The sequence below is a fragment of the Vibrio sp. Y42_MX_L11 genome, assembly GCF_024181785.1.
Taxonomy (GTDB): Bacteria; Pseudomonadota; Gammaproteobacteria; order Enterobacterales; family Vibrionaceae; genus Vibrio; species Vibrio diabolicus.
Genome location: NZ_JAMZAP010000010.1, coordinates 135,896 through 160,162 on the forward strand (window position 1 = coordinate 135,896; position 24,267 = coordinate 160,162).

The following is a 24,267-nucleotide window of genomic DNA, read 5'->3' on the forward strand; positions in this document are numbered from 1 at the left end:
GGTATTTCGTTCCTTTTCCATCCAATTATTGAGAATTTAAGGTTATTTTGCATTGGCATCGTGTTAATCTTGTCGCCCTTAATGGGTAATAGATTGCATAACAACGCTTCTGTCATTTTTAGTGGTTGTCTGCGACAGGAATACATATGTCATTACGAGCAAAGCTTATTTGGCCAATTTTGGTCTTTATAACGGCTATCTTTGTTATCTCAAAAGGTTATACCTCGTATACTGCATACCAATCGTCTAAGCATGAGTTGGTCGAACAAACGAGAAAGTTGATTAACAATGTTTCTTTCTCAATTAAAGATGCGCTAACGACAAAGAACAAGCAAAAAGCTCAAACTACTCTCATCAACTTTTTAAACCAGCCGAATGTTACGCGGGTCAAACTTTACGACCAAGATGATCAACCTTTCGTTGTTCTTGAAGGAGGTGGGGTATCAGCTCCCGTCCCTAATCAAACTGAAAGAAGCAAGTTACACGCGCTAGGTTATGCCTTATCTGCCAAATTTCTTTATGTTCTAGAGCCAATTATTCACGATGGTCGTGTCATTGGCAGTATGAGGGTTACGCTTTCCCATCGTCCAATCATAGAAGCCCAACAATCTTTACTTCGAGATGGTGCTGTACTTCTTCTGTTGCTGTTCGCTGGTGGCACTATCTTTTACATAAGTATCGATAGGCTTGTTCTCAAACCTGTTATAGAACTGAGTCATACGATAGAGAGTGTGACACACGGACAAAATACGGATACTCAAGTTCGCTATTACTCCAAGGATGAAATTGGAGAACTCGCACATTCCTTCAATCAAATGATGAACAAGTTAACAACACGCGAGAAACAGCGGCAACATTCATTAGAAATGTTAGAACAAAAGCGGGCGTTTTCAGAAGAAGTCATTGAATCTATTCAACATGCATTAGTTATTACCGACAACTTCGGGCGTGTTATTTACTGTAATACTGCGACTCGGCAGATATTTCAAAAAAAGTCAGAGGAACTTGAGCATGCCAATATCCGTGATCTAATTAAAACGAAAACACCGAATGAGCTGAGCCAAATCCTAAGTAGGGGGTTAGAGTGCGATGACATTCACCTCAAAAATGCAGACAACGAACAGCAGTTGAGTTTAACCAGTCGTCGTTTGTCCACACATGGACACTTATTGTTTTCGATTCAAGATATCACCGAAATTGAAGAGGCCATGAGCAGGCAGCGTGTTGCGGGGCGTGTTTTTGAGAGCAGCCAAGATGGCCTCATCGTTCTTAATCATCGAGGTGTTATCACAATGGCTAACCCTGCGGTCACTAAGTTAGTTGGACTAGAGATGGATCAGCTTATTGGGAAGTCATTTATCCAAACACTTAAGTGGCGCAAGTTGCAGGAAATGATGCCTAGCATCATTGAATCGATAGAAAACTACGGGGTATGGCAAGGGGAAGTTATTGAACAGAACCATCTTGGCCAGTTTGTGCCGATGTTTGCAAGGGTTAATCGCATCGTTAAGTGTGAAGACCATGGGTTCTACGACCTGGTCATTGTTCTTACCGATCTTTCTGGCGCAAAAGAGATGGAACGGCTTGAGTACTTAGCTCATCACGATGCATTAACGGGGTTAGCGAATCGCTCTAAGTTCCATTTAGAGTTGGAAGAATTAGTACAACGGTCGGGATACTTACGTGACGAATTTGCGGTGCTTTACCTCGATCTCGATGGTTTTAAAGAGGTTAATGATACCTATGGCCATGACGCAGGTGATGAAGTTCTGAAAAAAGTAGCCGAGCGTCTAACATCTGCGACTCGACATAGTGATTTAATCGCAAGACTTTCGGGTGATGAATTTGTCATGTTGGTTAATCCTGCCAACCAAAAAGTCGTCACCCGAATTGCAGAACAACTGCTCGAAAGCGTATGCACACCAATCAAGTACAAAGGTAACTCGCTCAAGGTTGGCGTTAGCATCGGCGTAAAATTGGTCGGTGTTAATGAGCGAGATGCCACTCGAGTGTTAAAAAGTGCAGATACTGCAATGTATCAAGCTAAAAAAGCCGGAAAAGGCCAAGCAATATTAATGGGATGTGAATTGCAGGAGACAGTTTAAATCGTAACGTCAAAGCTTTAAACTAAACCCATTCGCGTCAGAAGGAATGATAAAATGAAAGTACTTGTTACGGGTGGTATGGGCTATATTGGTAGCCATACATGTATTCAAATGATCGAAGCTGGTATGACGCCAGTGATTCTAGATAACCTGTACAACAGTAAGTCTACGGTCTTAGAGCGCATTGAAAAGGTATGTGGCGTAAAGCCAACCTTCATCCAAGCCGATATCAGAGATAAATCGACAATGGTAGAGGTTCTAAAATCGCACGATATAGAAGCGGTTATCCATTTTGCAGGTTTAAAGGCCGTCGGTGAGTCCGTAGCAAAACCTCTAGAGTATTATGACAACAATGTGAATGGCACTTTGGTATTGGTTGATGCAATGCGCGAAGCTGGAGTTAAATCGTTGGTATTTAGCTCCTCAGCAACTGTCTATGGCGATCCTGCATCTGTTCCAATCACAGAAGACTTTCCAACTAGCGCAACTAACCCTTACGGACGCAGTAAATTAATGGTGGAAGAGTGTTTAACAGACTTCCAAAAGGCGAATCCAGATTGGAGCATCACACTTCTTCGTTACTTTAACCCTGTAGGTTCACATCCAACAGGTGAGTTAGGTGAAGATCCTCAAGGTATTCCAAATAACCTAATGCCGTTTGTTTCTCAAGTTGCGGTGGGCCGCCGAGAGTTCCTCTCTGTATTCGGTAGCGACTACCCAACGAAAGATGGCACCGGCGTGCGTGACTACATTCATGTGATGGACTTATCCGATGGTCACGTCGCTGCTTTGGAAAAAGTAGGTAACAAAGCTGGGCTTCATGTCTACAACCTTGGCACTGGCAATGGCTACAGTGTGCTTGAAATGGTGAAAGCGTTTGAAACCGCAAGTGGTAAAGATGTTCCATACCAACTTGTTGAACGTCGTCCAGGCGATATTGCGGAGTGCTGGGCTGATCCATCAAAAGCAATGAATGAGTTAGGTTGGAAAGCGTCTCGCACTCTAGAAGAAATGACGGGTGATACATGGCGTTGGCAATCTAACAACCCTCAAGGTTATCCAGACGCCTAATTTTGATTTACACAATAATAACAAAAAGACGCATAATTGCGTCTTTTTTGATCCAAATCGGAAAAAATCGTAAATTACTGGTTAAAAGGTAGCAAGTCTATATAGAGCTGTTAAACTATGTCCGACTCTTAATTTGGGTTATAAATTTTCTCATAGCTATTGGGGTAGTTCATGGAACTCGGTCTGATCATCACTTTTATCATTGCAGCAGCAGTAATGGTGAAAAAAGAGATGGCAAAACAGTAAACTTTCATTTTTCATACTTTTCTTTACATTTTTGAAATGAAAGCCATAAAAAAGCCAGCATTAAGCTGGCTTTTGTGTTTTTAAGGTTTAGAACTCGTATTTAACACTAATGTTGTAATTACGCTCAGCTTGCGTTTTATCTCGACTTAACTCAGTCTTACCGCGAACATCGTTCCAAAGATGGTATTCTTCATTCGTCAGATTCATAACACCAGCATGAATGGTTATATCTTTCATTGGTTTGTAGTACGCCGTTAAGTCAACGACTGTCGCAGACGGCAAAGCAACTTGGTCTTTGATTCCGCCTTTATCACCATCAGAGTTGATATCACTGTTCGATTTCTTAGCCGTGTAGTTTACTTTTAGACTTGTCCCCCAAAGTGCATTTGGTGAATCGTAATTTACCGCTGCCACTGCATTCCATGGGTTGACGCTGTTCAATGGGTTACCATCACCATCTTCACCTTCTGTGTATGCTGCAACAAAACGAGTTGTCACGCCTGATGGAAGACCGGCAATAGCATGCCAATCAAGACGGTTAGAGAGCTCAACCCCTTTAATATTTGCTTCATTAATATTGATATTTGTGAATTCAGTTAAACCACCATTATTTGATGACGTTTGCTCAATAAAGTCACTGTAATCACTGTAGTAGAACGCTACTTCAGTTGCAGACGCTGCAGTGTTATGACGGTAACCAAGCTCATAAGACAAACTCTTTTCAGATCCCAAATTTGGGTTAGGGCGGTTGGTATAGCCATGAGCCGGATTATCGTAGGTGTAGTAAAGCTCGTCGAACGATGGCGCTCGAAACCCTTGGCTCACTTGCGCGAAGATCGTGCCAGGTTGCGATATAGAGTAAGTTGCTCCTAAACGACCAGTTAATGCAGAGTCGCTAAACTTCTCGAATGACTCTTCAGAGGTGTTGGAAGGATTAGTAGAGAAGTAATCGTAACGCACACCTGGAGTCAGAATTAGCTTGTCATTAAGAAGTGAAATTTCATCTTGCAAGAATAAACCAAAGCTTTCTTCTTTTGCATCCGGAGTGTAAACGTAAACGGTATCTGGCGTGCCGGGATCGGAATTCAACTCGCGATTGGTATTACTGATGTCACTATGTTTATACGATATTCCGTAAACAATATAGTGATTTTGAATCTCTTTATCTAACTGAGTTTCGAATTCAAATTTGTCTTCAGTATATTCATAATCTTTTTTCTGTTGGTTGTCACCACTAGGCGGTACGTAAGGTGGATAACCTGGGCTGGCTTCGATAAAGCGATTAGACACGCCGTTTTCTTCTTTACCAATCCATGTAAGCTTGGACGTGATCGTATCCGAGATAGCTGCATCTGCAAACCAAATGTGCTTGAGCCCAATGCGATTTTGCTTGGTTGTGTCTTCAGCGTTGAAGTTTTTGTAACTTTTATGTGCGATCTCTGAGTCAGTCTCGTTGTAAATAACTTCTCCCAAGAACTCCAAGCGATGAGCGTCATTCAATTGAGATTGAAGTTTTACCAATAGATCGTTTTTGTAATAATCTTGGTTGTCCACAGAATAGTTATCGTAAGGTGCCTTAGAGAAATTTTGTAGATCTCCACCATCACGTCGTGTAAAGGCAATAAGTGCTTCTGTATTAGCGAAACGCTTTGCTAAAGCTACATGCTCACTAAAAGAGTTATCTTCCGATGAATAAGAAAGTTTTGCTTGACCACCAAAGTCTTTACCATCTTTGAGGAAATCCTTCGGATCTTTTGTTTCGAATGCGACAACACCCCCAATTGCATCACTACCATGTAGACTAGAAGCTGCACCTTTAACAATTTCGACACTCTTTAGCATATCAGGGTCAACAGTAACGGCACTAGAATTGATAAACGAATATGGTCCACCGCTGAATACACCTGGTTGAGATGCACCGTCTACTAAGATTTTAACTCGTTTACCTTCCGTCCCGCGAATGTTAATACTTTGAACGCCTTGGCGTTGAGTGCCATTAACAGTAACTCCTGGCGTATACTCGAATAGATCATTCAAGTCCTTTACCATGTTTTCTTCGATTTCTTTCTCAGAAATAACGGCAACAGACGCAGCAACCGTATCCATGGTTTGGTTGGTACGAGTTGCCGACACAACGACTTCTTCAAACTTAGAAACTTCTTCCGCATAAGCAGTCTGGGAAAGGGCAATCAGAATAGAGGCTGACAAAATTGTTTTTTTATACATTGGCTTCAATACCTTAGATCCATAATAGGTAACAACAAACGGATATTAATGGATCTAAATAGCAATTACTATCATTACCGTTATCACTTGTGACTTTATCCTGAATAGAACTCTTAGGTTATGAGCATTTCTAGTCTTTAGTTATCAGTGTGTTATATTGTTTAACGTTAGTTCTTGGTAAGATCATCCAAATACAATCAATGTGACAAAAATCACATTAAGAGAGGCCATGTGCAGAGTCCAATTACGTTAGAAGCGCTCCATATTCTGGATGCCATTGACCGAAGAGGGAGTTTTGCAGCTGCTGCGAATGAGTTAGATAGAGCCCCGTCATCACTGAGCTATCAGATCCAGAAACTCGAGCAAGACTTAGACATCATTATCTTCGATCGCTCTGGCCACAAAGCCCATTTTACTGAAGCAGGAAAGCTCATCCTTGAAAGAGGACGAGCCATTTTACAAGCCAGTGAAAAGTTAGTGAATGATGCAACGTTATTGGCGAATGGTTGGGAACTGGATATTACCATTGCCTTTGATGGCATTATTCCTATATCCAATTTCTTCCCTATGGTTGATGCATTGGCTGAAGTAAGCTCAACACGAGTCAGACTGCAAGAAGAGATCTTGGCTGGTAGCTGGGAATCGCTGAATACAGGTAGAGCGGATTTACTGATTTGCCCATCACTGGATACACTTCCTCAAGAAGTCAAATCAGAAAAAATTGGTAAAATGAGCATGTTTTGGGTAGCGGCAGCTGATCACTATGTTCACAAGCGTAGTGGTAAGTTTGATGAGGCGGCGCGAGAAAAGTACCGAATCATTGCCATTGCAGACACTGCACGCGAACAACCCGCGCTCTCAATTAATATCATTCAAAAACAGCCTCGCTTGACCGTCACCAACTTTACGGCCAAAGTAGATGCGCTCACTGCAGGTTTAGGCATTGGTACGTTACCAAGCCAAATTGCACAACCTTTGATTGATAGTGGCGTATTGAAGCGAATCGAAGGTACAGAAGAGCAACCGATGGATATTATCTTAGCATGGCGCCGAAATACCATGGGTGAGGCGAAATCCTGGTGTATTCAATACTTGAAAAAGAATTGGAAACTAAAGTAACAACGTAACTTTTACTTCTTAGGTTCCCATTACTTATCGAATCTAAGAAGTAAAGTTATCGCTAATGCTTTATTTTTCAATTTAAAGGGAGCACCATATCTGCCGTACCATCGGCAAACTGAACATCGACTTCAAATCCCAGGTTTTGAGCTAACATCAACATCCCTCTGTTTGTAGGCATGGTCATTCCAGACATTTGCTTTGTGCCTTTAATCTTGCAATAGCTGATAATTTTCTGCATCAGCACTTTACCTAAGCCTTTTCCTTTCAAATCTGAACGAACCAAAATAGCAAACTCAGCATCACTATTATCTGGTGTAATCAATGCGCGGGCTACGCCTATGATAGACGGTCCGTCGGTATTAAACGCTACCGCAACAAACGCCATTTCGCGGTCATAGTCGATTTGAGTGAAGTTTGCCAAAGCCTCATGGTTGAACTCACCAACCTCAGAAAAGAAACGCTTATAGAGATCTTCTTTCGATACGCTATTAATGAATTGAGCATGCAGCGGCTCATCTTCAGGCAGGATAGGGCGAAGCAGGATAGGTTGGCCATCTCGAAGCGTCACTGTTTCGACAAATTCTGCCGGGAAAGGACGAATCGCCAGACGTTTTTGCGCATCTCCCTCGTATTTACACAGTGTGATGTCCGCATCGAGGATAGTTAAATCGCTTCCCGACACCAATACTGGATGGATATCCAGTCTTTGTATTTCTGGCAACTCTACCGCCATTTGGGAGATACGAACTAAGAATTTCGACAACTCACTGATATCGAGCGCATCTTTGTGTTTCTGCAGGCGAATCTTTCCAGACTTTAAAGCCACAACGACAAGGTAGCGTGCAAGCGTCATGTTCAAAGGAGGAAGTGCAGCGACGGCATCTTGGGCGATATTCCACTCTGAGCCGCCTTGACCCAGCAAGATGACAGGTCCAAAGACCTTATCTACTGCAATACTAATCCGTAGCTCTTCAGCGCTGCCGAGCTTTGCCATACCTTGCACCAGCAGACCGTGTACATTGGCAGAAGGGTAACTGAGCTTTACTGTATCTAAAATGGATAGCGCTGCGTTAGAAACTTCTCGACTGTTTCTTAAATTCAGGGCGACACCGTGTACATCCGATTTATGAGGAATGTCTGGAGATCGCAACTTAACCGCAACAGGGTATCCGATATTTTCTGCCATATGAACGGCTTCAATGTCGTCAGATGCAATCCATGTTGGCAGAACATTAAACCCGAACAGCTTAAATAATGGGCTGGTTTGATGCGTATCCAGGGAAACTGTGTTTTTATCCAGTAGTCGCTCATTTACCCATTCTTTTGCAGAACTCACACTTCCAGAGTGCAATGGCTCAGCTGTCGTTGGCGTTTCCATTAATTGCTTCTGGTTTCGACGATACTCAACCAAGTGCATGTATGCAACGACCGCACTTTCCGGCGTTCGATAGGTTGGAATGCCAGCTTGAGTAAATGCCAGTCGTGCCTCTCTCGACGTTTGTTCTCCTGACCAGTTGGTCAAGATATTAAAATGCTTATGCCGAGGGTGAGCCTTGATCGCTTCAATAACAGCTTGAGCAGTTTCAAGAGGGTCGGAAACTGCAGAAGGACTATGCATAATCAAGATCGCATCTGCACAGTCGTTATTCATCAGTGCGTTAATGGTATCAATGTAGCGTTTTTTTGTTGCGTCACCAGACAGATCAATCGGATTTCGAGCGCGCCAGTTGGACGGGAGTACAGTTTGTAATTGCTCAATGGAAGCGTCATCAAGCGTTGCTAGCTGACCACCACGTTCAATCAAAGTATCAACGGACATAACAGCAGGGCCGCCGCCATTGGTGATGATCGCTAAACGCTCCCCACGAAGTGGCACAGAATGCGTGAGTGTTTCTACCGCAGCGAATAACTCATGCGTATTGCTGACTCGTAACATACCAGTTCGACGGATGGCAGAATCGTAAATTACATCAAGCGTATCACCATCTTGCTGTTCGAAAGTATTCATCTCTTTAGAGCGGCCAGCTTTTAATACCAATATACGGCGGTTACGTGAAGCAGCTCGCGCAGCAGACATAAATCGCCGAGCATCTTGGATGTTATCCACATAAAGCAGAATAGCTTCCGTATTCCCATCCATACTTAAGTAATCAAGCAAATCTGCAAAATCGATATCCTGTCCGCGTCCAATCGAAATGAACGAAGAAAAGCCAATATTCTTATCATTTGCCCAGTCTAACACTGTGGTACAAACCGCCGCAGATTGTGAGATGAACGCAATTTTTCCGGGCTTAGCCGCAACAGGAGAAAACGTGCAGTTAAAATTGTGCCAAGGCAAGATAATACCCAAGCTGTTTGGTCCTAAAACTCGAATATTCAATGATGAAATATTTAAAGGCTTAGCGTCATCAGAGATAACAATCGCAAACGGCGTGCCTCTCTCATCTAACTCTTTAAGCAGTTGCTCGTTGCGTGAAACGTTCGTACATAAAATCGCAATATCTGGCGTATAGGGTAGGGAAGCCACATCAGGGTAGGCTATAACTCCGGATACCGCTTTGTATCGCGGCGTTACTGGCATAATCGCGCCACCAAATCCACTTTGTAGAAGGTTACGCATAACGACATGCCCTGCTCGCAATGCTTTTTGAGATGCACCAATAACGGCCACAGAGTTGGGTTTAAAGAGTTTATGTAGTTTATTCATGCTGACTCCTAGCCGTTTGCAAGTAACGTTTGCCTATCGGTTTCATATCAATCATAAACGAATAATTTATTGATAAAACGCCTTCAGACCAGACATTGAATAAAATGTGGGCGATGCTTATGGAGTTTGTGTTATTCATCACATCAAAATCACAGATTATTGTATTTGATGCTTGATAAACGGCCCTGCTATCGGCATGATTTATCGTAATATTTATCCAGAGCATTTGTTACTTCATGAAAAAAATCGCAATCATCGGCTTGTCAGTCCTGCTTTCTGCTTGTGCATCTGAAACTTACATCACAGACGTAACTTCTGAAAGTTATCGAGAGGACTACAAATCAGATCGTATCTCTAAGCCAATTATGGCGTCTGAAAACGCTGTAGTAGAAAAAGACGTACAACCAACTGTTGTGAAAATGACGGCAAAGCCTGAAGAGAAGAAAGTAGTCAAGCTAACGCCAAAAGAGCAGGCGAAGCCAGTTAAGATAGTACCACCGAGTAAAAAGCAAGCTGGCATTCAACGATTTGGCTATACCATTCAAGTCGCCGCTGTGGGTAGCCAAGCGAAAGTCGATCAGTTTGCAAATAAACTACCACAAAACGGTCAGCCGATTTGGGAAAACTATAAAGTCGTCAACGGTACTAAGTGGTTCTCAGTTTTATACGGAGACTACGCAACAAGCGCGGAAGCCAAGCAAGCGATTTCGACTTTGCCTGCTCAATTTCAGCAGTTAAGACCATTTGTTAAAAGCATTGACGCCATTAAAAACTCAGCCTACCCAACGCTTAACAAATTAAACTAACACATCAAATAAGGGAGCGAATAGCTCCCTTATTTATTTGTTCAAATCCTACTCGAACAAAATTCCTCACACTAAAATTACTGTACGTCACACTTCAAAGGTTTATCATAATAAATAGTATCTTTTGTAGGTCACGGAAAGATTGATTCATGATTAAAAATATTCTTCTACTATGCGGCGGCGGCTCTTCTGAGCACGAGATTTCATTATTGTCTGCAAACTTTGTCGAACAACAATTAAATCTTATTGAAGACGTTCACGTTACACGCGTAGAAATAAAAAACGAAGGTTGGATGACCAACCAAGGTGAGTTGGTTTACTTGGATCTCAATACCAAGCAGTTGTGCTCAAGTGAATCTAATCAAACCATCGATTTCATTGTGCCTTGTATACATGGTTTTCCAGGCGAGACAGGTGATATTCAATCTCTGTTTGAAATCGCAGGCATTCCTTACCTGGGTTGCGGGCCAGAAGCAAGTAGCAATAGCTTCAATAAAATCACATCTAAGCTTTGGTACGACGCTATCGGCATTCCCAATACGCCATACTTATTCTTAACGCGCAACGATGAAGAAGCTCATACTCAAGCTCATAAAGCATTTGAAAAATGGGGAAAAGTCTTTGTCAAAGCCGCGCGTCAAGGGTCATCTGTTGGATGTTACAGCGTCACAGAAAAAGATAAACTTTCCAATGCAGTAAATGATGCGTTTGGGTTTTCTGACCAAGTGTTGGTTGAAAAATCAGTAAAACCACGAGAGCTTGAAGTTGCTGCATATGAGATGAATGGCCAGCTGCACATAACGAAGCCAGGCGAGGTTATTGCACCTGACGGTGCTTTTTACTCGTACGATGAAAAGTACAGCAGTTCAAGTCACTCGCTAACTGAAGTTGAAGCGAAGAATCTAACCCAAGAACAATTAGATGCAATTCAGCACGCATCTGAGAGGGTATTTAAGCAAATGAATCTTCGCCATTTGTCTCGTATCGACTTTTTCTTAACGGAAGATGATGAGATTTACTTAAACGAAGTAAACACATTCCCAGGTATGACTCCGATCTCGATGTTCCCTAAAATGCTTCAAAATAACGGGCACAAATTCCATGAGTTCTTGGAAGATTGTATAAACAGTGCAAAGTGATTAACGTTATCAAGGCGCGTTTTATGATAGAAATTGTTTTCTAGAGCAAGGTTTATTCAAGCCGTATTTGAATATTGCTCAGTAGCAATTATGATTATATCAACGCATTAAACAGATGACTCAGTGGTATGGCGATTTCAAACTATAGAGGTTTTAACCTGCAGTCAGGCGGACCAGATGGCAGTATTTGGAAGGTTAAAATCAAGAACCACGTCTTACAAGGTAGTTTGACGGCGGTAAAGAAAAGCATTGATTGGTGGTGCGACACCGCATCAATTATTGATCCCAAAGAGTTTGCCGCCCTTGGACAAAGAGCGCAGCAAGTTGGTGGTGCAAAATCAGAAGTCTTTAACGGTTATACGATTCAAAATGATACAGGTCAGCCCAACTCTTGGTACTGTATGTTTAATGGTAAACTGATTAAGGGTAGTAAAACTGCTATTCAACGTCATATCGAAGCTTATTTAGTTGCAAAGCAAAAAGCGATGCAAGCTCAACAACAAAAGAAACAATAGAATGACTCTGGTATATTCAACAGAAACCGGTCGAATTAAGCCGGAAGAAGAGAAAACATCTCGCCCCAAAGGCGACGGTATTGTACGAATTCAGCGCCAAACGAAAGGACGTAAAGGTAAAGGTGTATGCATCGTTACAGGTTTAGACTTGGATGATGCACCTTTAAAATTATTGGCTGCAGAACTCAAAAAAGTCTGCGGCTGTGGTGGCTCGGTAAAAGATGGCAATATCGAAATTCAAGGTGATGCTAGAGACAAGATCAAAGCGCATCTTGAAAAGAAAGGCATGACAGTCAAATTAGCCGGTGGTTAATTTACATTCAGGAAAACTCAGAATGGCGTCTAAAAATAGACGCCATTTTTTATTTTAGTAAGTAATACGCTAATTGAAGAACAAGCAATCGCAGATTGATAGATCGATATTAGCTATTTTATGGTAAATAGCCATTATGTTTAATGGTTATGATAGAGACCTTAAATTTCAAATCCACAGGGGAGTAGGAGTACTCATTGGCAACATTTGGCGTACGAGCACTCATCATTTAACATAATATACATAATGCGCACTGATATAGTGATTCTTTAGGACTTGCAATCACTAAGGCTAATCCAGCACAAGCCATTGAAATACTTGATAATCCAAGTCCGTTAAACTTTTTTCCTATGTTCTGCCATAGTGTCTGCGCTTCGTGCGTTTTTGCTTTATCCATCGCTAAGCCAATCAGAGCCTTTTCTTTATCTTCGCCTACAGCGTCCGCAAGCATAAGTATCTGATTCTCATTAAGAAATGTTCGACCTTTTCTAACTTCTGTGATCATTTGCGGGCTTACACCCAAGTCATGAGCTATCTGTTTGTATTGAACGTAGTTCATCTTGTCTTTATAAGCGTCGAGCAGCTTGTTTGTATACATTTTGTAGCGTCCTCAATTCACGTCATTAAACCGATTTTAGTCTTTTAACACATAATTTGCTGTATTGACGATACATAAGATTCTGTATTTAATCGGTACAGAATTTAATGTATTCGCTGCTTTAGCGGTCACTGTCTAAATTACTCTAGGTGATTTTTATGCTTACGGAACAAATCAAATCCCTTATCGAAAATGAATGTGCGCTTAGTCCTCGACTTACTGGCGTGTTCTTCCGTAAGCACCTGAACCAATCTATGTATGATGATGACGGCCAACTCACTGAGTTCGCCATTCAATGTCATCACTACTTTAACGAACTCAAACGCGCTGCTGAGCAAAAAGCCTTTCATGCTCGTCTTGAACAACGTCGTCTTCAACACGAACAACAGCAAGAATCAGTTAAACGCGTTAATCAGTCCGTAAAGAAATCCGCTAACCAGTCACGAGCTCAGTTCATTGGCTCTCTGCGCTTTGAACTCAATCAAGGCGTTCTGATGGTTCGCTCGGTTTCCCGTTCAATGCCAACACCAACCAAATGGATTCGTCACTATCTCAAGAAACTTGGCGTACATCGCATTGGTAAGTCTTTGTCTAACGGTGTTTTATTTACTGGTGACGCTGTCACTGAAATCCTTGCTTGTTTGCAAGCTAAACAGGCTAAGAACGACACCATACCGTTTGAACTGAATATCAGCGCCCTGCCGATTTTAGCTTGGTTTCGTTCGCCACTCAGCTTTGGCACTCCAACATTGGAGGCTCAGTAATCATGAACGAAGCTCAAATCATCTATTACGACTTGCTGCCTGACTACACGGTTTCTGTGTTGGTCAAAGGTTGCGACGAATGGGATTTGCTTAAATCCATGTCTCATCTTGAGTCTTGGGCTTCGTCTCAGTTCGCTTCTTATGAGTTGGTGTCCATCACCAACACGACCGTTGAACAACGTATCAATATGGGGGTGTTCGATGACTACTGCAACTAACATCCTTAAAAGTTTCGATGAGCAAAGCGTTCATATTGATTACCTGTGTTTTACGTTTGCCGTGAAGGATTTACGTCATTGTCACGATGCCGTTCGTCGATTGCACAAGCATGAGGAATACAAAGGCTTTGCCAAATCTGGACTGTTACAGCGTCACTGTCGTGCGCCTAAGTTCCCTGCTCCACCTGTGTTTAATCCGACCGTCGCTCAGACTTCCGACGAGATTGATGCGTACAACAAAGCGTTTGATATCTGTTATCGCAATTACTTGGAAGACTGCTTGCGCATCTTCACCAACCAAGTGCTTGGTTTGTCGCTGTCTGCGCCTCGCGGTTTGGGTTTCCAGTTCTACACCGAATCCATGAAACTGACTTCGCCAGATGGTGAGGACTTTTGCGGCTTCGTTGGTATCGGCGGTAACAATGACACGGTGCATTTCCAAATCAACGGAACGGGATGCAAGCATGTATTTGCCCGTCGTCCTACGTGGTCGCTGCATGACTGGCTGACTAATGTACTTGGTGTGCAAACTCTGGCGCGTGTTGACTTGGCCTATGACGATTACGACGGGCTTTTTGATTGCGAATACGCTTACAAGGCGTGGCGTGACGACTGTTTCCGCACCGCAGAACGTGGTCGTGGCCCTGTGCTTCATGAAGATATGACCATTGCCAGTATCGGAAAAGACGGCAAACCGATTTACACCAAAGAGCAATACTCGATTGGTTCGCGTACCTCGCGCATTTATTGGCGTATCTACAACAAGGCTCTTGAGCAGAAACTCGCGAACACTGGCCTTGTCTGGTACCGCTCCGAAGTTGAGCTGAAAAAATGGAATGTTGATGTGTTGCTGAATCCAGCTGGCGCGTATGCCGCGCTCAATGATTTCGCAGCCTCGATTTCTACTGCAAAGAAATTCAATACCAAACCTGTCCCGACCAAACGCGCGGCGTTAGACCTGTTGGCCTCTGCGCACTGGATGCGTCGTCAGTACGGGAAAATCCTTAATTCACTTATCGAGTTCCATGAGGGCGACATTGAAACCGTCGTCGGTTCCCTTGTCCGTGATGGAACGAAATTCACCTTCCCCGATACCTACGGCAAGTTGGTGACTCACATATTGGAGACTTAACAAATGGCTAAATCCGTTTTTGTACTTGGCATGGATATCACTTGGAACTCAGCACGTGGTGACAGTGCTCAACTGAACGTGTCGCGTCCTCTACGTGAAATCAACTCAGAGAAATTCAAACGCCGCACTATCGGTGAATCCGGTGATGTGAATCCACAGTGGGACCAACCGTTGATGATTGATCATCAATACGCCCTATTACTTGAGCGCACTGGTGCCCTCGTTCCTCGCCGTGAGTACCAATTGCGTTTGGAGATTAACCCAGACGACCCATTGGCAGGTGCTATCGTGACTGAGCTTATTCCAGTCGACCAAGAAATTAAGAAGCACTTCGAGGCTTCAATGAAACCCGTTCAAGGCTAAAAAATGTCTGTATGCGTCACCGTCGTTAACCAGTATGGCAATTTGAAAGCAACAAAAACGCCTGTTGCGGATTGCCAAGAATACGTGCTGATTTCGGCGGTGGACTACCAAGAATATAAGGAACCAGTCCTATTCAACGGTGACTTGTTCCTGTATGTCAGTGGCGTGCTCTTGATCAACATGGTCGTTGGTCACTGGGTGGGTCGTGTTGTTCGCCTTATGAGTAAAAGGTAAATCTTATGAAAAAACTAGAACTTGTTGTAACTAACGTAAAACACGCAGTCGTAAACAAAAAAACCGCAGCTGGCGCTGCACTGATGGCCGCGTCTGTCTCTCCGGCGTTCGCTGAAGTCGATATCACGGGCGCAATCAACTCTGCGGTATCCGGTGGTCAAGCTAACGTATCACTGGTTGTGGCGGGTCTGATTGGTATGGCTGCACTGGGCTTTGGTGTGACCATGGTTGTTGGCTTCTTGCGTCGCTAACGGCTCACCTCTATGCCTCCTTTATCGGGTAATTTACTTGGAGATGTTCTCGCTATCGTTCTAGGTGTTGCCTTTGCGGGGGCATTCCTCCACGGCTTTGTGAGTGGCATCAATACTCACTAATCAATAGATAAAGGGGGCTTCGGCTCCCTTTTTTATTGGTTTGTTGTGATGAATATTAGTCTCACTTTTCGTTACCTTATTTTTTTCTCTCTCTTATTTTTAGCCTGTCACTCTAGTGCTTTAGAAATGTATGCAAGTTCGGGAATGATGGGATGCTATGAGAAAAGAGCTTGGAATAATCCCTCTTCTGTCCATGCGTGTTTGTATGAGAATTACGGTGAAAACCTTTACGGTGGTGTGCGTGATTGTTCTGTTGTGCTTTACGATACTGATTTAGGTTACAACCGATATGCTTCAAATTGTTATAACAATAAAGGCTACTACGAGACCTACGTTATATATGAGAAAGCGAGATGTCCATCTGGCGAGCGATTTAATAGCTCAACGATAGCCTGCGAGCCTAAATGTGACTATGGGACGAATCCTGATGGCTCATGCATGGATGCTTGTCAGTTCAAACAGTCCATTGGCGATACGGTGAAATTGTATTGGCACCCTGCGGTTTACGGCGAACTGGTGACGGGCGCGTGTTACGGTGACTACGGTGCCACTCGATGCGAAATGACCAAAAACGAATCCACCATTATTTGTACTGGCGTTCCTGATGGACAGTACACGCCCGACTCTCAATGCTCTCTGCGCTTTGCTTACACTGGACGTCAGTGTGAAGGTGGCACACTTTTCTGGGGCGTGAATGGGCCAGACGAGCCAATCATTCCACCGGATACGCCAGAAGACCCAACCCATGACCCTGACGACCCAACAGGCGAGATTGAAGACCCAAGTGTCCTACCCGATGATTCAACCAACACGGTCAATCCCGGTGTCGTTGATGATAAACCGGACGTAGAAGACCCTGACACGGATGAATCGACAGACACGGCAGTCCTTTCTGCTATTAAAGGGCTTAACGTGGATGTGAACAAAGGCATTCATGATCTTAACGTCGATATCAACCAGTCACACGCTGACATCACCAACGCGGTGATTGATGTGAAAGGCTCTTTGGTCGATAACACCCAAGCCATTCAAGAGCAGCAAATCAATGACAACAAGATTTATAGCAACACCAAGGCACTCATCCAACAGGCCAACGGCGATATCACTACGGCGGTGAACAACAATACCAACGCCACCATTGGTATTCGTGACGATTTAAAAGGGCTTGGTGATTCCATGGGCGAACTCGATAGCAGCTTAAATGCAATTGAGGGTCTATTGACTGGCTCAGAGTTTGGCACACCTACGGGCACCGCTATTACTGGCGAAATCTTCACGGCAGAAGACTTTGCCAACCTGCAAACCACGATAGATGAAAAAGCCGAATCCATCCAAGGCTATGTGGACGACATTAAAGGTTTAATCACTATCGGCACCAACTTCAACAACGGCACATTAAGCGACAAGTCTTTCAATATCAAAGGCGCAACCGTTGAATCAGGACTACAGCGTTTTGATGCGGTATCGGGCTACGTGCGCCCTGTCGTGCTGTTCATTTGTGCCTTAATCGCCCTTTGGGTTCTGTTTGGTAATCGGAGTAAATAACATGGAATACATCTACTCAGCATTAGAGTTTATTGCCAACATTGGGCAAACCTTTCTCGACTTCTTTGATGTGGCGATTGAATGGATAAAGAACGCATTTGAATATGGTGCGATGTGGCTTATCTCAGTATGGCTCGATATCAAGATTGCCTCGATACAAATTGCACTCAAGATTGCGCAGCTGCTGCTCGAAGAATATGGCGTCTATACGCTTGTCGAAGACCGCTTTAATGCGCTTCCTTCTGACGTCCGTTATATCTTGACGGAATACGGCGTCACCTCTGGGCTACGTGTCATCTTTGATGCGTTCGCTACGTCTTTAGTTATGCGTTTCTTTAACTGGTGATTGAATGGCTACTTCATTTCGATACGGTCACGGTGGCTCTTACAAATCGGCTTGCGCCGTGTGGTTTGACTTACTGCCTGCACTGCGTGAAGGTCGAATTTGCATTACCAACATTCATGGCATGCAGCCACTTGAAGTGATTGAACAACGCCTTGGTGAGAAGTTCCCTGATACGGCTCGGCTCATTCGCATTAGCTCTCGCAATCCTGAAGGCTTCGAGCTGTGGAAATACTTCTTCTGTTGGGCACCCATTGGGGCATTCATCCTCATTGATGAGTGTCAGCAAATCTTCTCGGTCAATGCAGGTTTCAAAATGGCGAACATACACAAGCGCCCTTTCACTGACTTTGAGCCTCACTTACCGGAAGGATTCTCCGAGCTGTTTCACTCTCGTTGGCTAACGATTGATACATCCAGTTTGGACAATGGCGAGATAGACGATTGCCAACGCACACGCTTTGATGAGCAAGGACGCATCATCTATCCAGAGAACTTTAACAACGCCTTTATGGAGCACCGGCACTACAACTGGGACATTGTGTTGCTCACGCCTGACTTTGCTCAAATCCCGAAAGAGTTAAAAGGTGTTGCGGAGTTGGCCAAGCAACATAAGGGGAAAGATGGGATCTTCTTTTCCAACCGCAAACCGCGCATCTTGGAACATGACCCGACTCGAACGGTCACCAAACCAAGCAAAGACGATGTGGTTTATAACCTCAAGGTGCCGCTTGATGTCCACCTACTCTACGCCTCGACCGTCACGGGGCAAATCACCAAGTCGGGGCTTGGAAAGAATATCTTCCTTAACCCGAAATTCTTAGCAGCTATGGCACTGGTCGTGCTTTCATTTGGGTACTTAGTTTATGCGCTTATTGGTATGGTTTCTGATTCTGAGACGACAACTTCGGAAGGAACGCAGCTTCATCAAACTTCGCAGCAAAGTGGCGTTTCGACTTCGCAAGGTCAAGCACGTCCTGGTCAAAGTGGTTCGCCTGGTTCTGTCATGGGTTCTAGTGGTTCTGGCTGTACGGGTTCTGGTTGCGGGAATGAGTCTTATCATGACGTAGGCACCGTTCCTGCTTGGTTCCCACTGGCGAACTCAGAGAGTATCTATGTTTCTGCCGTGGAACGTTGGCACAAAGCCACCTCGATACACGTCAACGTGCATTTTGAGGTTGTCACACCACGCGGTGTGACTTACCTCGATGACGGATTCCTAAATAAGTTGGGCGTCAAGATGGAATATCTGGACGATTGCCTCGTCCAGCTGTCTCGCGGCACATCCAATTTCTATGTCACGTGTTCGCCGTATGAGCAATATGCGCAACGGCAAGAGCAAGATATTGAACTTAAACCTGTTGGCGGTCTGTTTAGTGGAGGCGAAACCTAATGAATGAATACGTAACGCATGGACAGCTCGTTGAGATCATCGAGCTGTTTGATCATCTCTCGATAGTGAACGCTGTCATTGTGGTGATCGTGTATGACCTTGCGAGATACCTCCTAGGCAAATTGGTCGACTACTTCAATTAAAGGCACGGTGCCAGCCCCGCAGGGATAAGGAGTTGCGGAGCGACGACGAGGCACCAAGCCGCCCACCTTAGCAAAACCTAGCCTCATCACTTAATCGGCGCGGTTAGCAGCCCAAAGCGACTTGGATGCTGCCGCCCTCCTTCCTGCTAGACCAGCCTTGCAGAGACTATCCACACCAAAGGCGCGTTAACCGACTGGAACGCTGCATACTCACAACATCAAAGCTTTGCGAGTGTCGAGCAATGCTTATTCTTCTTTTCTGGGTTCTCTCCGACGGACGCGCGGAGCAAGTGAGGACGGGCTAGGACGATTGCGCGACGTGCGGCGGGAGGTCAAACCCCCGAATCTGTATTACGGGGGTAAATTCCACGAAATTAACAGAGGTTTCTATAAGAAAGCAACAGCCATATGCGTCTTGTGTCTATAAATCAGTTTTAAAAGATGCGATAGTTAGCGTCTTCATGATAGGATTGCAGCGAGTTTACGCTAACGATAAATCATTAAAATGAAAAGACTAATTATAGATAATTTTATAACATTGAAGCATGTCGACATAGAGATTGGCGGCTTTACAGTTTTAATCGGTCAGCAAGCTAGTGGTAAAAGTATCATCGCTAAACTTTGTTACTTTTTCACAGAGTTTGCCACAGAATCCTTATTTGATGGGATAAAAAACAACTCGAGAAAGAACAAAGTAGATAAAGAAATTATTTCTAATTTTGTCAGCCTTTTTGACAAAGAAACGTGGCAAGACAAACCATTTAAGATTACTTTTAGATATGATGAATATCACGGTATAACTATTGAAAAGGTAAAAGTAAAGTCAAGTATTAAGGTTACTCTTTTAGATTGTACCAATAATTTTTTCACACAAGGAAAAAAGAAATTTATTCGTTATCAAAACCATGTTCCTTCTGACGAATATACATCATTGAGCAAAATGTTTCATAATTTCAAATATGATGAATTACGATATTTCCAACACTGCGATACTTTGTTTCATTTTAATTCGTACATACCAGCATCTAGAGCTATATTCTCCACATTGTCAGAAAATATATTCTCATTACTTTCCGAAACGGGAAGAATTGATAAAATGATTTCTGAGTTTGGCAATGTATATAACTTAGCCAAAGACATAAATAACAAAAAAATTAGTCGTAAAATTCTTGATAGAATTGAAGCATACTTATCCGATGAACAGCAGGATGTATTGAAATATGTTGACGAAATTATCTATAGCATCTTGCATGGCGAATTCAGATCTATCAATGGGGATGAATATTTAGAAACTAAAGAGGGTATATTAAGCCTTATTAATACATCTTCTGGGCAGCAGGAAAGTTTACCGATTTTGATAACTGTCCGAATGATATCTTATTTTTGGTCAGATTTCCCTGGTAACTATTATGTTGAAGAGCCAGAAGCTCACCTTTTCCCGGAAGCGCAATATAACGTTGTTAAAGTTCTAGCGCTGTTAAGGTCATGCTATGAAGATGCTCCAAATTATTTTATTACTACACACAGTCCTTATGTACTGACAGCCATTAATAACCTGCTTTACGTAGGTAAAATTAGAGAGCTAGATAACAAGACTTCTGACTTAGAAAAAGACTTTAATCCATATTTAGGAATCGATTTTAAACACTTAAACGCTTACTCTATAATTGATGGCTATTCTAAATCTATTCTTGATGAAGAGTCAGAACTTATAGATGCAACACTTATTGATTCTGTTTCCTCCGTATTCAGTGACGAGTTTGATAAATTGCTTGACATTTTATATAGCGAAGATGAGGAAGGGAATGAGTAATCTTGATTATATTAGTGCTACCGTAACCTGCTCGAAGAAACTAATGCCTTGTAGTGAGAATAATAGGAAGTTTGATTTCAAAAACCCTAAACAAATTCCCGCAAAACTATACAAAGTAGATGGTGGTCTAATAGCGAGCGTGGGACAAAAAAAGTGTGATTATATGTATGAAGTATTTTCACCGAATGCGGACATAGCTCAAATTACTAAGGATCTTAATCAGGACAATAAGATTAGCCCCCACATTAAGAAGTTAGTTTATGTTGAGCTTAAAGGTAAGGATTTTGAACAAGGCGTATCTCAATTAGAAGTGACTGCGGCTACTTTTAAAAATCGCCACTCAAATTGTAAATCTAAGCATGGGTTTATCGTTTGTAGCAAGGTTAGACATCCACAGTTTTCAACTCTTTATCAGAACCTCAAAGCCAAATTTAGAAAAAATCACAATATTAGTCTTACTATACAAAGCCAAGTTAGTAATATGACTGTCTAGATAAAGGCTCCACAAGGAGCCTTTTTTACTACACGATTTTCTTCAATACCCTTGCATATTTAAGAATCTGGTGCGCTACCTCAATATCATTTGAGGCTCCGATCTCGAGCAACGCTACTCCAATCAAAACTTGCTGAGCAGTAACCAACTGCCCTGTCGGAAGCTCTAGACGATCATGCCTCATTACGAAGTTTTCCCACTCTTCACAACAGCTAAGCTCCCTCCCCCTATTCATCCTCATCAAGCGTTTGCACTCTGGCGGAATGGATTTCCCCTTATCCCACTCTTTGACCGTTCTCACAGTTTTCAAACAAAGTTTGGCAGCTTCTTCGACGGTTAAACCACATTCAAATTCACGAAAAATATAGTTTTTAGTCATTTCGTGATACTTCATTGAATTGTCCCTCAAAAGAGAGACATTTTATAGGATACGCATATGCAATCGTATTCATCATAAGCGCCCATAATACGCACTTTAGAGTTAGAAGATTAGCATTGAAGATGATAGCTTGGTGACGCCGTATTTGGCTTTTCGCTTTATAGACTGCAGTAGCCGATTAAGTTCCTGCACTGTATCTTTGGTTACGTTCGACACCATGCACGTTGGTTCTGCATCTTGCTCATTCAAGTAACCGAACAGCTGGATTGGATATTCCATTATTTCTCTCCAACTTTCTGAGTTAACAAGATCTTTGGCTGGCGTTATTGAAGTTCGATACTAACTCTGCTGGGCATGAGCTAGTGTTTAAGTTATATCAGATAAGCAACCTAACGATTGCTTAAAGCCTTTGTCTTCAAATCTCATTATATCCTTTCGATAACTTATGTTTTAAGTTATCGAAAGGATGAGAAAATTCAATGTTCTCACTTATGGGCACGTATTGTTCATCCCCAAAAGTGTAATTATTACATTAGCTTTATAGGAACGTAAACTCTCTACTTTTCAATCTATACCTAGATCTTTCTTCATATGTTCACTCAACTCACTAGTGGTTCTTACATTAATTTTATGTTTGCAATGATGGATTCTCAACTCTTCACCAAATAATTTTACTAACGATTTTGTATACAAAGCACTAATATTATTTATTATTCTATACAATGTACCTTTCTGATAAACAGATCTTTTCGAATTTTGTATTGCAGTCTTCATATTTAAATATTCTCACATTTTTAACTTTATAATTTAAAGAATTATTTTCAAGTTCGATCTTTATTATTACTTTTGTCGATATTGAATGAGTCATTATCAATGATGCGCAATCGACAATTAAATTACCTGAATCCAACTTAGTAATTTCACGAGAGAGAACTTTTATTTTTAAATTTTCATTTTCGTTATTTAAGTCGATTGAGTTAATTTCTTCAGGATATTTGTTTAACTTAATATCCAATATAGTTTTATTAAGATAGTAGTCTGCCATTATTTCATGACGGCTTTTAAATATCATTGTCCCCCTCCGTTGATGCAAGTTATACTTTCCCTCCCGTTAAAAGACAACGTGACTCAGAGTTGCAAAAAGGTAACAATCATGGAATTGATGAACAATGAGCTGGTCTGCTTTGCAGCCATTTGTAAACACCTCTCTCTTACAGAGGCATCAAAAGAACTTGGAAAGTCGAAAGCTCAAGTCAGCAGGCAGTTAGCGGCATTAGAAAAGCAACTTGGTGTAACACTCGTCCACAGGACAACAAGAAAACTCGTTTTAACTGATCATGGCGAAAGCATTAGAGAGCTTGCCATCAAAACGTTAGAGAGCTTGCAGGAGTTAAATTACAGAGCTAGCTCGTTGAGTGAATGCATTAATGGAAAGTTTAAAATTACAATGCCCAATTCTATAGCCTCTTCTATTTTTGGTTCTGTTCTTAAAGGCTTACAAGAACGATATCCAGCAGTGAACTTTGAAATATCATCAAGTAACAATGTTGAGAATTTATTAGAAAGTAATGTAGATTTAGCGATTAGGCTTAATAATATTATTGATGACACTCTGATTGCACATAAAATCGGTGATTATAACGATGTTTTAATATCTACAGTTAACAATGCCAATAATAACACGCTATTAATCTACAAGAATCACTCGAATAAGGAATCGATTAAAAAGCAGTACACTGACGTTATCGAAGTTGATAACACCTCTATTTTAATAAACTTTGTCTCTGAGGGGGTTGGGGTTGGCGTCATCCCAAATTATCTTGTAAAAGGTAACCATATAGACAACAATATCCAAATTTCACAAAATTTTGATATAGAACGCTCCATGTATATCGCCTACCCTTATCAAAACCCTTTACCAAGAAAGCTAGCTGAAATATCTACTTTTATTAGGTCTGAGTTATCAAAAATATTGAAAAATGAATCACTTTAGGATGGCTTTTCAGGTTTATAATTTTCCTTTGATAACTCATGAGGTCTAGCGAGAAGCTTTGTAACGTATTGTTTCAAAGAGCCTCGTTAGGCATTTATGAAAATCCCCATCTTTATGCTTGTTATCACAACATGAGATGCTATACCGTTTCATTATCAAGGCTTTGCGTGGAATAAATCACGTGGGTTAAACGATAGATTGACTTACATTAAAAATTTAATCGAAAGCAGCT

General features: G+C 42.3%; 26 protein-coding genes. 20 read left to right on the forward strand and 6 right to left on the reverse strand.

Going from position 1 to position 24,267, the window contains the following annotated elements; all coding sequences use genetic code 11:
* The first annotated feature begins 146 nt into the window (after nt 1–146).
* Nucleotides 147–2,105, forward strand: coding sequence for a diguanylate cyclase (locus NL643_RS12385; protein WP_193447303.1), 1,959 nt, complete (start codon nt 147–149; stop codon nt 2,103–2,105).
* Nucleotides 2,106–2,159: 54 nt separating this feature from the next.
* Nucleotides 2,160–3,176, forward strand: coding sequence for a UDP-glucose 4-epimerase GalE (galE, locus tag NL643_RS12390; RefSeq protein ID WP_012842291.1), 1,017 nt, complete (start codon nt 2,160–2,162; stop codon nt 3,174–3,176).
* A gap of 333 nt (nt 3,177–3,509) precedes the next feature.
* Here galE and NL643_RS12395 read toward each other — a convergent pair whose 3' ends face one another.
* Nucleotides 3,510–5,648 carry a TonB-dependent hemoglobin/transferrin/lactoferrin family receptor gene (locus NL643_RS12395; RefSeq protein ID WP_104973680.1) on the reverse strand — a complete coding sequence of 713 codons (2,139 nt, stop codon included), beginning with the start codon at nt 5,646–5,648 and terminating at the stop codon, nt 3,510–3,512.
* A 231-nt stretch (nt 5,649–5,879) separates the two neighbouring features.
* Between NL643_RS12395 and NL643_RS12400 the strand changes: the two genes are divergently transcribed.
* Nucleotides 5,880–6,767: a LysR family transcriptional regulator gene (locus NL643_RS12400; protein WP_005395465.1), complete on the forward strand. Its 888-nt coding sequence runs from the start codon at nt 5,880–5,882 to the stop codon at nt 6,765–6,767.
* Nucleotides 6,768–6,843: 76 nt separating this feature from the next.
* Here the strand turns inward: NL643_RS12400 and NL643_RS12405 are convergent, their stop codons facing one another.
* Nucleotides 6,844–9,477 (reverse strand): bifunctional acetate--CoA ligase family protein/GNAT family N-acetyltransferase, encoded by a 2,634-nt coding sequence (locus NL643_RS12405; RefSeq protein WP_253644501.1) that lies wholly within the window; start codon nt 9,475–9,477, stop codon nt 6,844–6,846.
* A 236-nt stretch (nt 9,478–9,713) separates the two neighbouring features.
* On the opposite strand from NL643_RS12405, the gene NL643_RS12410 reads away from it, so the two are divergent.
* The 4 genes from NL643_RS12410 (at nt 9,714) to yciH (ending at nt 12,250) form a co-directional block, all read left to right on the forward strand.
* Complete coding sequence (locus NL643_RS12410) at nt 9,714–10,283, forward strand: SPOR domain-containing protein (protein ID WP_005390018.1); 570 nt, start codon at nt 9,714–9,716, stop codon at nt 10,281–10,283.
* 149 nt (nt 10,284–10,432) lie between these two features.
* The gene (locus NL643_RS12415) at nt 10,433–11,422 is read left to right on the forward strand and encodes a D-alanine--D-alanine ligase (RefSeq protein WP_104973682.1); all 990 of its coding nucleotides are present in this window, start codon (nt 10,433–10,435) and stop codon (nt 11,420–11,422) included.
* A gap of 128 nt (nt 11,423–11,550) precedes the next feature.
* Nucleotides 11,551–11,937 carry a DUF3319 domain-containing protein gene (locus tag NL643_RS12420; RefSeq protein ID WP_005395460.1) on the forward strand — a complete coding sequence of 129 codons (387 nt, stop codon included), beginning with the start codon at nt 11,551–11,553 and terminating at the stop codon, nt 11,935–11,937.
* Between the two features lies 1 nt (nt 11,938).
* On the forward strand, nt 11,939–12,250 hold the full coding sequence (gene yciH, locus NL643_RS12425; protein ID WP_012842285.1) for a stress response translation initiation inhibitor YciH: 312 nt from the start codon (nt 11,939–11,941) through the stop codon (nt 12,248–12,250).
* Nucleotides 12,251–12,479: 229 nt separating this feature from the next.
* Here yciH and NL643_RS12430 read toward each other — a convergent pair whose 3' ends face one another.
* The gene (locus tag NL643_RS12430) at nt 12,480–12,848 is read right to left on the reverse strand and encodes a DUF3693 domain-containing protein (protein ID WP_063517467.1); all 369 of its coding nucleotides are present in this window, start codon (nt 12,846–12,848) and stop codon (nt 12,480–12,482) included.
* A 158-nt stretch (nt 12,849–13,006) separates the two neighbouring features.
* On the opposite strand from NL643_RS12430, the gene NL643_RS12435 reads away from it, so the two are divergent.
* The 12 genes from NL643_RS12435 to NL643_RS12490 all read left to right on the forward strand — a co-directional run bounded on the left by NL643_RS12435 (nt 13,007) and on the right by NL643_RS12490 (nt 21,663).
* Nucleotides 13,007–13,612 (forward strand): hypothetical protein, encoded by a 606-nt coding sequence (locus tag NL643_RS12435; RefSeq protein WP_253644502.1) that lies wholly within the window; start codon nt 13,007–13,009, stop codon nt 13,610–13,612.
* A 2-nt stretch (nt 13,613–13,614) separates the two neighbouring features.
* Complete coding sequence (locus NL643_RS12440; protein ID WP_005488200.1) at nt 13,615–13,830, forward strand: hypothetical protein; 216 nt, start codon at nt 13,615–13,617, stop codon at nt 13,828–13,830.
* Nucleotides 13,814–14,962: a replication initiation factor domain-containing protein gene (locus NL643_RS12445; protein WP_253644503.1), complete on the forward strand. Its 1,149-nt coding sequence runs from the start codon at nt 13,814–13,816 to the stop codon at nt 14,960–14,962. The genes NL643_RS12440 and NL643_RS12445 overlap by 17 nt, the downstream gene beginning before the upstream one ends.
* A 3-nt stretch (nt 14,963–14,965) precedes the next feature.
* Nucleotides 14,966–15,325 carry a DUF1293 family protein gene (locus tag NL643_RS12450; protein WP_140204331.1) on the forward strand — a complete coding sequence of 120 codons (360 nt, stop codon included), beginning with the start codon at nt 14,966–14,968 and terminating at the stop codon, nt 15,323–15,325.
* 3 nt (nt 15,326–15,328) lie between these two features.
* A complete protein-coding gene (locus NL643_RS12455) occupies nt 15,329–15,559 on the forward strand; it encodes a hypothetical protein (protein ID WP_005477619.1) in 231 nt (76 codons plus the stop codon).
* A 5-nt stretch (nt 15,560–15,564) separates the two neighbouring features.
* The gene (locus NL643_RS12460) at nt 15,565–15,810 is read left to right on the forward strand and encodes a hypothetical protein (protein WP_005477614.1); all 246 of its coding nucleotides are present in this window, start codon (nt 15,565–15,567) and stop codon (nt 15,808–15,810) included.
* A 171-nt stretch (nt 15,811–15,981) separates the two neighbouring features.
* On the forward strand, nt 15,982–17,478 hold the full coding sequence (locus NL643_RS12465) for a hypothetical protein (protein WP_367651908.1): 1,497 nt from the start codon (nt 15,982–15,984) through the stop codon (nt 17,476–17,478).
* A 1-nt stretch (nt 17,479) separates the two neighbouring features.
* A complete protein-coding gene (locus tag NL643_RS12470) occupies nt 17,480–17,824 on the forward strand; it encodes a DUF2523 family protein (RefSeq protein ID WP_005477634.1) in 345 nt (114 codons plus the stop codon).
* A gap of 4 nt (nt 17,825–17,828) precedes the next feature.
* Nucleotides 17,829–19,214 (forward strand): zonular occludens toxin domain-containing protein, encoded by a 1,386-nt coding sequence (locus NL643_RS12475; RefSeq protein WP_253644505.1) that lies wholly within the window; start codon nt 17,829–17,831, stop codon nt 19,212–19,214.
* Nucleotides 19,214–19,357 carry a hypothetical protein gene (locus tag NL643_RS12480; protein ID WP_005494995.1) on the forward strand — a complete coding sequence of 48 codons (144 nt, stop codon included), beginning with the start codon at nt 19,214–19,216 and terminating at the stop codon, nt 19,355–19,357. The genes NL643_RS12475 and NL643_RS12480 overlap by 1 nt, the downstream gene beginning before the upstream one ends.
* Before the next feature lie 505 nt (nt 19,358–19,862).
* Nucleotides 19,863–21,170, forward strand: coding sequence for an AAA family ATPase (locus NL643_RS12485; protein ID WP_253644506.1), 1,308 nt, complete (start codon nt 19,863–19,865; stop codon nt 21,168–21,170).
* Complete coding sequence (locus NL643_RS12490) at nt 21,163–21,663, forward strand: hypothetical protein (RefSeq protein WP_248379897.1); 501 nt, start codon at nt 21,163–21,165, stop codon at nt 21,661–21,663. The genes NL643_RS12485 and NL643_RS12490 overlap by 8 nt, the downstream gene beginning before the upstream one ends.
* 28 nt (nt 21,664–21,691) lie before the next feature.
* Here the strand turns inward: NL643_RS12490 and NL643_RS12495 are convergent, their stop codons facing one another.
* The 3 genes from NL643_RS12495 to NL643_RS12505 form a co-directional block, all read right to left on the reverse strand.
* Complete coding sequence (locus NL643_RS12495; protein ID WP_248379898.1) at nt 21,692–22,057, reverse strand: regulator; 366 nt, start codon at nt 22,055–22,057, stop codon at nt 21,692–21,694.
* Between the two features lie 87 nt (nt 22,058–22,144).
* Nucleotides 22,145–22,321, reverse strand: a complete 177-nt coding sequence (locus tag NL643_RS12500) for a hypothetical protein (protein ID WP_253644507.1) — start codon at nt 22,319–22,321, stop codon at nt 22,145–22,147.
* A gap of 436 nt (nt 22,322–22,757) precedes the next feature.
* On the reverse strand, nt 22,758–23,114 hold the full coding sequence (locus NL643_RS12505; protein WP_253644508.1) for a hypothetical protein: 357 nt from the start codon (nt 23,112–23,114) through the stop codon (nt 22,758–22,760).
* 81 nt (nt 23,115–23,195) lie between these two features.
* Here NL643_RS12505 and NL643_RS12510 point away from each other — a divergent pair, with 81 nt between their 5' ends.
* Nucleotides 23,196–24,035 (forward strand): LysR family transcriptional regulator, encoded by an 840-nt coding sequence (locus NL643_RS12510; RefSeq protein WP_012842273.1) that lies wholly within the window; start codon nt 23,196–23,198, stop codon nt 24,033–24,035.
* Nucleotides 24,036–24,267: the final 232 nt, after the last annotated feature.

What these genes read in the sequence shown, in the direction of transcription:
- NL643_RS12385 (WP_193447303.1), top strand. Translation starts at nt 147, where the DNA reads ATGTCATTACGAGCAAAGCTTATTTGGCCAATTTTGGTCTTTATAACG.
- galE (WP_012842291.1), top strand. Translation starts at nt 2,160, where the DNA reads ATGAAAGTACTTGTTACGGGTGGTATGGGCTATATTGGTAGCCATACA.
- NL643_RS12395 (WP_104973680.1), bottom strand. Translation starts at nt 5,648, where the DNA reads ATGTATAAAAAAACAATTTTGTCAGCCTCTATTCTGATTGCCCTTTCC.
- NL643_RS12405 (WP_253644501.1), bottom strand. Translation starts at nt 9,477, where the DNA reads ATGAATAAACTACATAAACTCTTTAAACCCAACTCTGTGGCCGTTATT.
- NL643_RS12410 (WP_005390018.1), top strand. Translation starts at nt 9,714, where the DNA reads ATGAAAAAAATCGCAATCATCGGCTTGTCAGTCCTGCTTTCTGCTTGT.
- NL643_RS12415 (WP_104973682.1), top strand. Translation starts at nt 10,433, where the DNA reads ATGATTAAAAATATTCTTCTACTATGCGGCGGCGGCTCTTCTGAGCAC.
- NL643_RS12420 (WP_005395460.1), top strand. Translation starts at nt 11,551, where the DNA reads ATGGCGATTTCAAACTATAGAGGTTTTAACCTGCAGTCAGGCGGACCA.
- yciH (WP_012842285.1), top strand. Translation starts at nt 11,939, where the DNA reads ATGACTCTGGTATATTCAACAGAAACCGGTCGAATTAAGCCGGAAGAA.
- NL643_RS12430 (WP_063517467.1), bottom strand. Translation starts at nt 12,848, where the DNA reads ATGTATACAAACAAGCTGCTCGACGCTTATAAAGACAAGATGAACTAC.
- NL643_RS12435 (WP_253644502.1), top strand. Translation starts at nt 13,007, where the DNA reads ATGCTTACGGAACAAATCAAATCCCTTATCGAAAATGAATGTGCGCTT.
- NL643_RS12440 (WP_005488200.1), top strand. Translation starts at nt 13,615, where the DNA reads ATGAACGAAGCTCAAATCATCTATTACGACTTGCTGCCTGACTACACG.
- NL643_RS12445 (WP_253644503.1), top strand. Translation starts at nt 13,814, where the DNA reads ATGACTACTGCAACTAACATCCTTAAAAGTTTCGATGAGCAAAGCGTT.
- NL643_RS12450 (WP_140204331.1), top strand. Translation starts at nt 14,966, where the DNA reads ATGGCTAAATCCGTTTTTGTACTTGGCATGGATATCACTTGGAACTCA.
- NL643_RS12455 (WP_005477619.1), top strand. Translation starts at nt 15,329, where the DNA reads ATGTCTGTATGCGTCACCGTCGTTAACCAGTATGGCAATTTGAAAGCA.
- NL643_RS12460 (WP_005477614.1), top strand. Translation starts at nt 15,565, where the DNA reads ATGAAAAAACTAGAACTTGTTGTAACTAACGTAAAACACGCAGTCGTA.
- NL643_RS12465 (WP_367651908.1), top strand. Translation starts at nt 15,982, where the DNA reads ATGAATATTAGTCTCACTTTTCGTTACCTTATTTTTTTCTCTCTCTTA.
- NL643_RS12470 (WP_005477634.1), top strand. Translation starts at nt 17,480, where the DNA reads ATGGAATACATCTACTCAGCATTAGAGTTTATTGCCAACATTGGGCAA.
- NL643_RS12475 (WP_253644505.1), top strand. Translation starts at nt 17,829, where the DNA reads ATGGCTACTTCATTTCGATACGGTCACGGTGGCTCTTACAAATCGGCT.
- NL643_RS12480 (WP_005494995.1), top strand. Translation starts at nt 19,214, where the DNA reads ATGAATGAATACGTAACGCATGGACAGCTCGTTGAGATCATCGAGCTG.
- NL643_RS12485 (WP_253644506.1), top strand. Translation starts at nt 19,863, where the DNA reads ATGAAAAGACTAATTATAGATAATTTTATAACATTGAAGCATGTCGAC.
- NL643_RS12490 (WP_248379897.1), top strand. Translation starts at nt 21,163, where the DNA reads ATGAGTAATCTTGATTATATTAGTGCTACCGTAACCTGCTCGAAGAAA.
- NL643_RS12495 (WP_248379898.1), bottom strand. Translation starts at nt 22,057, where the DNA reads ATGAAGTATCACGAAATGACTAAAAACTATATTTTTCGTGAATTTGAA.
- NL643_RS12500 (WP_253644507.1), bottom strand. Translation starts at nt 22,321, where the DNA reads ATGGAATATCCAATCCAGCTGTTCGGTTACTTGAATGAGCAAGATGCA.
- NL643_RS12505 (WP_253644508.1), bottom strand. Translation starts at nt 23,114, where the DNA reads ATGATATTTAAAAGCCGTCATGAAATAATGGCAGACTACTATCTTAAT.
- NL643_RS12510 (WP_012842273.1), top strand. Translation starts at nt 23,196, where the DNA reads ATGGAATTGATGAACAATGAGCTGGTCTGCTTTGCAGCCATTTGTAAA.